This window comes from Candidatus Methylacidiphilales bacterium (assembly GCA_030054035.1).
Taxonomy (GTDB): domain Bacteria; phylum Pseudomonadota; class Gammaproteobacteria; order JASGCS01; family JASGCS01; genus JASGCS01.
Window position 1 is genome coordinate 174300 of the sequence record JASGCS010000002.1, and the last position, 8126, is coordinate 182425.

The 8126-nt window shown below is 36.3% G+C and carries 8 protein-coding genes; 6 read left to right on the plus strand and 2 right to left on the minus strand.

Annotated features, from left to right (window positions below):
* The first annotated feature begins 63 nt into the window (after nt 1-63).
* Nucleotides 64-801 (plus strand): class I SAM-dependent methyltransferase, encoded by a 738-nt coding sequence (locus QM538_03155; protein MDI9347479.1) that lies wholly within the window; start codon nt 64-66, stop codon nt 799-801.
* Nucleotides 802-811: 10 nt separating this feature from the next.
* Here the strand turns inward: QM538_03155 and QM538_03160 are convergent, their stop codons facing one another.
* Nucleotides 812-1195, minus strand: coding sequence for a rhodanese-like domain-containing protein (locus QM538_03160; GenBank protein ID MDI9347480.1), 384 nt, complete (start codon nt 1193-1195; stop codon nt 812-814).
* A gap of 93 nt (nt 1196-1288) precedes the next feature.
* On the opposite strand from QM538_03160, the gene QM538_03165 reads away from it, so the two are divergent.
* From QM538_03165 to QM538_03180, 4 genes are all read left to right on the plus strand, one after another.
* Nucleotides 1289-2716: an aldehyde dehydrogenase family protein gene (locus QM538_03165; GenBank protein ID MDI9347481.1), complete on the plus strand. Its 1428-nt coding sequence runs from the start codon at nt 1289-1291 to the stop codon at nt 2714-2716.
* A 21-nt stretch (nt 2717-2737) separates the two neighbouring features.
* Nucleotides 2738-3955 (plus strand): amine dehydrogenase large subunit, encoded by a 1218-nt coding sequence (locus tag QM538_03170; GenBank protein ID MDI9347482.1) that lies wholly within the window; start codon nt 2738-2740, stop codon nt 3953-3955.
* Nucleotides 3955-4497: a MauE/DoxX family redox-associated membrane protein gene (locus tag QM538_03175; GenBank protein ID MDI9347483.1), complete on the plus strand. Its 543-nt coding sequence runs from the start codon at nt 3955-3957 to the stop codon at nt 4495-4497. The genes QM538_03170 and QM538_03175 overlap by 1 nt, the downstream gene beginning before the upstream one ends.
* Before the next feature lie 82 nt (nt 4498-4579).
* Nucleotides 4580-5104, plus strand: coding sequence for a redoxin domain-containing protein (locus QM538_03180; protein ID MDI9347484.1), 525 nt, complete (start codon nt 4580-4582; stop codon nt 5102-5104).
* A gap of 51 nt (nt 5105-5155) precedes the next feature.
* Here the strand turns inward: QM538_03180 and QM538_03185 are convergent, their stop codons facing one another.
* The gene (locus tag QM538_03185) at nt 5156-7495 is read right to left on the minus strand and encodes a TonB-dependent receptor (protein ID MDI9347485.1); all 2340 of its coding nucleotides are present in this window, start codon (nt 7493-7495) and stop codon (nt 5156-5158) included.
* A gap of 68 nt (nt 7496-7563) precedes the next feature.
* Between QM538_03185 and QM538_03190 the strand changes: the two genes are divergently transcribed.
* A complete protein-coding gene (locus tag QM538_03190; GenBank protein MDI9347486.1) occupies nt 7564-8052 on the plus strand; it encodes a hypothetical protein in 489 nt (162 codons plus the stop codon).
* Nucleotides 8053-8126 lie beyond the last annotated feature (74 nt).

Consider the following 8126-nt stretch of genomic DNA (forward strand, 5'->3'; position numbering starts at 1 on the left):
CCCTTTCTTTAATATTAATAATTAATATGTATATAGTTTTATAGTATAGTGCTAGAATAAATAATGATGTATCGCGATTTATTCTCATCTCTTGCTCAACAATACGCTCGTTTTAGACCAAGCTATCCTGAAGAATTATTTATCTGGATTGCAAATAATTGTAATGCGACCAAGTTGGCTTGGGATTGTGCTTGTGGAAGTGGTCAGGCTACTACTTTACTCGCTTCCCGCTTTGATAGAGTTATCGCAACAGATTCTAGTTTAGAACAAATTTCTCACGCACCTGCGCTTGGTAATGTTGAATATCGAATCGAACCCTCCGAACATACCTTACTTCAAAGTAGTAGCGTGGACTGTATTATTGTCGCCCAAGCAATTCATTGGTTTGCTCTTGAGGAATTTTACGCTGAAGCTCGTAGAGTGCTTGCCCCAACAGGATTAATAGTTGTATTTTCATATCAAGAGTTTACATGCGGTGACGACTTCCTTATGCAACATATTAATGCTTTTAAAAAAACAATTAAACCATATTGGGATCCAGCACGAAAAATGGTAGATTCAGGTTACAGCAGTTTACCATTTCCTTTTACCCGGATAACTCCTCCATCTTTTACTATGCGTACATCTTGGACAAAAGAGCAAATCGTTGGATATCTATCTACTTGGTCTGCTCATAAACATTACACGCAAATGACCAATCACTCCCTTGTTGCAGATCTCGCCATCGCACTTGAAAGTATAGATAATAAGAATTATGAACTTAATTGGCCTTTGACAATAATCGCTGGTACCAAGAACTAGGCAGTGAAGTTTATTTTTCTAAAGTTGAAAGATACTCAAATGAGCTATAATTCTCTAGCTTGGCCTTCAGATTTTGATTTTCTAGATATTTTATTGCAGTAGCTGCGCGTTGTCCAGTCCTACATACCACCACGATAAATTCTTTATCAGTATTCTTAAAAGCATCTATATTACCTTTTTGAATTTCTGATAACGGCACATTGATTGAGTCGGGGTGATGTTTTTCATTAAACTCATTTTCAGTGCGTACATCTACTACTAGACTATTACTCCAAGTTGGCTTGGAAGATTCGGCATGTAATTCAATGCTTACCATAGCAGCGATAACACTAACTGCAAATAAAGTAATCAGTACATTAGTAGAGCTATTTTTGGCTATTTGAGCTATTTTCATGGTTATTATTATAACATTTAAAATAATTAAGACATCCAATATTTTTATGCTACAATAAAACTAGGAAATTACATAATCAAACAAAGGAGAATTATGAAACAATTTAATATGGTAATAAATGGTAAACCTGTTCAAACCAGCACTACTTTTGAAATAATAAACCCAGCCACCGGAAAAGTCTTTGCGACTTGCTCAAGTGCCGATGCTAAGATCGTGGATCAAGCAGTTGCCGCTGCTAAAGCAGCGTTCTCTCAATGGAGCAAAACCCCAATAGCTGTTCGTAAGGAAAAAATCCATGCGATTGGTGCTGCGCTAGAAAAAAATATGCCTGAACTCATGGAATTAGTTACTAAAGAAACTGGTAAACCGATGAAAGGGCTTAATATGATTGGATCAGGTATGGAAGTTGGGGGCGCTGCTGCTTGGACCCATTTTACTGCCGAGCTAAATCTACCCATTGAATGCGTCCAAGATGACGACAATACCAGAATTGAATTACACCGAAAACCAATTGGTGTAGTTGTTTCAATCTTACCTTGGAATTGGCCATTGCTCATTGCTACATGGCATGTCATGCCTGCCTTGCTCGCTGGTAATACGGTCGTAATGAAACCTTCTCCTTTAACTCCACTTTCAACTATTAGATTAGTAGAATTAGCAAATGAAATTTTACCCCCAGGTGTATTAAATGTGGTCACTGGTGATAATAGCCTTGGTGCAACACTTACTCAGCACAAAGATATTAATAAAATTGTCTTCACTGGATCAATTGCAACGGGAAAGAAAATTATGAGTAGCGCATCGGCAAACCTGGTAAGATTTACCCTTGAACTTGGTGGTAATGATGCCGGAATTGTATTGCCCGATGTTGATGTAGAAAAAATTGCTCCAGCGTTATTCACCGCTTGTTTCCATAACAATGGTCAAACTTGCGCTTGTCTCAAACGACTCTATGTCCATGAATCTATCTATGATAAAGTTTGTAATGCACTAGTTAGTATTGCAAAAAAAACTAAGGTTGGTGATGGTATGCAGGATGTCGAGCTCGGCCCAATCCAAAATAAAATGCAATTTGAAAAAGTTAAAGATTTTGCTAAAAGTGTTGAGTCCGCAGGCGGAACTTTTCTCTGCGGGGGTAAACCAATTGACGGGGAAGGGTACTTTTTCGAACCGACTATTGTCGCCAATATTAAAGACGGCTCTAAGTTAGTTGATGAAGAACAATTTGGTCCAATTGTTCCTGTGATTAAGTACACAGATATCGCCGATGCAATCGCAAAAGCTAATAACAACCCAGCTGGATTAGGTGGCTCTATCTGGTCTTCTAATCTCGCCAAGGCAAAAGAACTTGCTGTTCAATTAGAATGCGGTAGCGTTTGGATTAACGAACATGGCGCAATTCAACCCAATATGCCTTTTGGCGGTGTCAAGCAGTCAGGAATTGGTATAGAGTTTGGGCAACATGGACTAGAAGAATTTACCACTATTCAAGCCATAAAAATGCCTAAACAGGTAGCATAAATAATGATAGGGCATGGAGTTATGAACAAAATCAAAAACTTAATAGTATCACTATTATTTTCTTTAACTGTTTGGATGGGTGTCACACCTACAATCGCTTCAGATATCGTTAGCGATCAAAAGTATACCATGGACACTTCTTTACCTCCATTACCCAATGAGGCTTTAGGCAATGTAACAAAATTGCCTAAAGTTTTTCCCAGCAGTTGGATATATATAGATGAAGTAAACTTTTTTAATATGTTTAGTGGAAAAGTTATACTTTTAGACGCCATTGAGAAAAAACCTGCCAATCGCATCAAAGGAATATTAGACAAAAACTTAATTGGAAGTTTTGTCTCTGCTAAAAATAGAAAGGAGGTCTATATTGCCGAGGCTTTTCATGAGAGAGGTGCTAGAGGAAAATTAACAAATATTTTGGCCATCTATGACAAACAAAGTCTTAATCTAATTAAGGAGTTAGTGCTTCCTACAAAGATTCTCACCGCCCTACCCGAACGATACAATATGACACTTTCTCTTGACGAAAAGTTTCTGTTCATCGCTAACTTTACTCCGGCAGCTTCATTTACCGTAGTTAATCTTGATACAAAAGAAGTGGTGGGCGTGATTGAAACCCCAGGATGTGTATTGACCTACCCCACTGGAATTAGAAACATTGCTTCAATCTGTAGCAACGGAGCATTACTTAATACGGTGATTAATGACAAAGGATTAATGGTTAGTCAAAAAAGACTTAAGCCATTTTTTGATACGGATCAAACTCCTGTCTTTGAACATATAGCGTTAATTAATTCCGTAGCTTATTTTCCAAGTTTTAATGGATTAATCCATATGTACGACTTTGCTAAAAATGAACCAACCTATTTAGGGAAATGGGATTTAATACCAGAAAAAGAAAAAGATAAAAAATGGGCGCCAAGTGGACTCGGTATAATTGACCAGGATGAACAAGGAAATTTTTATATTATCATGCATGAAAATAGCGCAGAGGGCACCCAAAATCATGGGGGAAGTCAAATATGGGTATTTAATGCAAAAACAAAAAAAAGAATTAATGTCATTCAGACACCAGATTGGGCAATATCCCTTGGAGTAACCAGAGGACCTAAACCATTATTAATTGTTACAAATGGTAAATTAAGTTTAGATATTTTTGATCCAGAAGCAGGAAAACTAATTCAAACCATAACAGATTTTGGTAATGTAACTCCGTTATTTTTCCATAAAGCTTACTAATGGATATTGCGATAGATACCATTAGCAATGTGGTTGCTTTATTTTTCTTTTGGCTTTTTGGTAATGCAGCATATCATAAAATAACTAACATTTCAGAACAGCACTCAGTGCTTACAATGTATGGAGTGATACTTCCAATAAATATTGCGACAACGCTACTAGTAATTATTATAGGAATAGAAACTACCATAACAGTAACTATATTGCCAGCAAGTACCAGACTTTATGGATTTGTACTTGCATGCATGACACTAGTCGCATACACAACCATAATCGCATTTCAATTTATTTTTAAAAAGAAAACACACCCCTGTGGTTGTGGAAGCACTGCGACAGTTATTAAGGTAGGTTGGTATTCTATATTAAGAAATATTGTTTTAGTCAGTCTATGCTTGCTTTCATTGTTTAATTCTTTTAGCCACGAAAATGTTTTCTATGGCTATGATTACTTACTGTTAACTGTTACTGTAACTATATTGGTTATTATTTTTTATTTATCAATGGATAAATTAGTATCAATTAAACAACTGTACCATATTTAAGATGACCTTCACAACAATATTAATTATTTCAAATATTTTTTTGTGGATTTGCCTGATAATTCTAGCCATAATTACTTACGCTATGATTCGGCAAGTTGGAATACTCTTTGAACGCGTAGCGCCAGCTGGGGCACTGGCAATTAACAAACAGCTCGTTGTTGGACAACCTGCCCCCAATCTACAATTGCAAACCATAAGCAATGAGTTAATCACTATTGGCGGAACTCACCCAAATCTAAAAGCACAACTTATTTTTTTTCTATCACCTGATTGCCCAATTTGTAAAACGTTACTTCCAGTTCTTCGCTCTACAGCAAAAGCAGAATTAGATTGGCTACAAATTATAATTGCTAGTGATGGCAAAGAGCAGGATCATAAGAGCTTTGTATCAACCTATGGGCTTGAGACTTTTCCCTATGTTATTTCTGAGCTACTTGGTAAAACCTACGGAGTAGCTAAATTACCCTATGGAGTATTAATTGATAAATCAGGGATTATTAAATCATTAGGTATTGTAAACTCGCGAGAACATTTGGAAAGCTTATTTGAGGCTAATGAACTTGGTTTTAGTTCAATACAGGAATTCTTAAAATCAAAGCAAAGATAAAAAAACCCACCACAATGGAAAGGTGGTGGGTTCTATAAAATTACACTACGATTAAAACTTGTAGTTAAGGCTAACTCCGTAAGTGTTTGGTGGCGCGTAATATGTTGTCGTGCCAAGCACACCTAAATCCAAAGAATATACTTTGTATCTTTCATTAGTTATATTCTTAGACCAAACTGAAATTAAGAGATTGTTATTGTCAGTTTCAAATTTTAAACTTAAATTATTTACCGTATACGCTTTCTGAAAACTACCTGGTCCATTAGTCACTTCCAGATACTGATCTCCATATCTCACGCCATCAAATTGAATTGAAATTACGGAACCAGACACCCTCCAAGAATAACTGGCAAGATAATTTAAGGAATAATCCGGTGCATTTGGCAATCTGGCATTCGTGATCGCATCACCAGTGTACACTCCATTAGCATTTACACTTGCATTAGTTCCAAAAATCCTCCCCACTTTAGTTCGTAAAGTAGTTGCGCCTAAACTAATATCCCAAGCTTCATTGGGTTTGACAAAAAGCTCAATTTCCCCTCCCGAAACCTTAGCGCCAGTATTTCTAATAAAAGGATTACCACCTGGTAATGAAAAAGATTGATAGCCCCTGTAATCATAGGTAAATATTGTTGCGTTAAGTCTAACACGGTCGCTTACATCAGTCTTTAAACCACCTTCTAGTGAAGTTATTCTTTCAGGTTCATGACGAAAAGTTGACGCATTTATGTTGGGATTCGCACCTGTTGCCCAGTTGCCCCCTTTAATCCCGCGATTCAAGGATGCAAACACAAGGGTTTTATCACTTACTTTCCAGTCCAAGGCCAATCTTCCAGCCCAATCACTATAAGATATTTTATCAACATTCTTTTTTTGCTTTGCTAGATTATCACTTGAATCAATGAGTAATGGAATTGGGTTATTTAAATCTTTATAAAATATTTTCCAATCAATTTCTTTATCGTCTTGTGTCAATCTCAAACCTAAAGTCAAAACAACATCACTAGCAATATCAATCTCCGCTTGTCCAAACACAGATATATTTTGTGAAACTAGGTCAATTTTTTCCGAAGCCACTGCGCCAACAAAACCATTGCCAAAAAGATTTTCAGTCTGTTCGGTTGTCGGTTCTTCAAAAGTTCCAGTTAATGCATTTGCCGCTCTGCCACTAGCATACACTCCAGTAAAAGCAGGTGCGGCAATAGTATCTGCCCCACCTTTAGAGTTAATTTGTAAAAAATACGCTCCAATCTGCCATCTTACTTTGTCACTAATTTCGTTATAACGAATTTCCTGTGAAACTTGATTAAAGGAAACATTTGTTCCAAAATTAACTAACAAAAATGGAGTGGCATCGCCATCTTCAAAGTATTTTTTATTTAAGTCAAATACATTAGTAATAGATGTGAAGACACTTTCATCGCTATATTTTTCTGTAAAGCTAAATTGCGCTGTGGTGGTATCTCTATTTAGAAATCCTTTAGTTTCAGAATAATGTTTCCATGGTTCTGAATTTACTCCAGTAACAATTGTTCTACCATAACTATCTACTGGACATAATCCAGCCATATCAGCTGCACATGGTTCAAAAATATAGCCGCCGGTGGGAACTTTATCATCTTTTGAGTACTTTAACCAAAAATTAAAGAGCAAGCTAGAAGTTATATCTGATTGGACATTAAGTTTCAAAGCCATGCCATTAGTACCGCCTATATCCACTCGACTTCTTGGTATTGCTGGGTCTGCTGTTTTTGAGTAAACATATCCATTAGATTTTTCAGAACGAACGGCAAATCTAGCTCTGTCACCTGATGCACCACCACCAACAGCCAATTCAATGCTATTGTTATCAAAGTTGCCAGATTGAATATTAAAATAACCATTAAAATCTTCGGTGTCTGCTGAATTACTGACATAATGTATTAATCCGCCAGTTGCATTTCTACCGAATAAAGTCCCTTGTGGCCCTCTTAAAACTTCAACACGCTTAATATCAAACAATTGCCCACTTAATCCATTAATGCTCGCAACATATGCATCGTCAAAATACACTGCGACAGGTGCTTCAAGATTGTCGGTAAAGTTATTCTGAGAAATACCGCGCAAATTAAATATAGTTACATTAGGAGACCATGTATTTAATTGCAACCCTGGAATTTGTTGAGTGATTTGTGTGGTGTCAGAAATATTCAAATTTCTAAGTCTCTCCCCTGTTACAGCAGTTACTGCAATTGGTACTGATTGTTGGTTTTCACTGGTTTTTTGGGCAGTAACCACAACCTCTTCTAAAAAGCTGTTGCTTTTTGTGCCTGCTGCGTGGCTTTGACTAACCATACATAAAATAACCGAATTTACTAAAAATATAAAATTTCTACTAATATTAACTTTCATTTATTTTTCTCCTTTATGATAGCTATAATTTATAATAATATTGTAGCATACTACAGTATAATTATTAAATGAATATTAATAAATCTCCCACTGATTTAAGAAGAGTTACTATGTTGGTAAATGATATTAAACCATGCCTTGAGATTTACCATGGTATTTTAGGTATGCAGATTCATTATGATGAAATAGTAGAAATGCAAGGCATTGCTCTCCCAGCCGGTATAAAAGGTAGCACCAACAGGGCTAGATTGGTAATTTTAAAAGCCAATCATGATTATGTTGGCATGCTAGGAATACTCGAATATCAAGACCCCCCACTATCTGGTCCAATTCCTAAAAAAGAACGGCTTAATATCGGTGATTGTGTTTTTGTATCTATGGTTGAGGACGCGGCTAAGGTTTACAATCAACTACAGCATATTCCAGGGGTGAGAATTCTCTCAGAACCTACCCTACATGAATATCCAAATAAAGATGGCGCACCTTATACAATCTTAGGATTTACTTTTTTTGACCCTAATAGCTATTTTATTGAATGCAATCAATGGGTCAAATAAAATTGAAATATTAATTTCGACTAGAAATTTTTTATTCGCAAGCGAATATCAGCAGTTTAGTTATCAATTTTTCT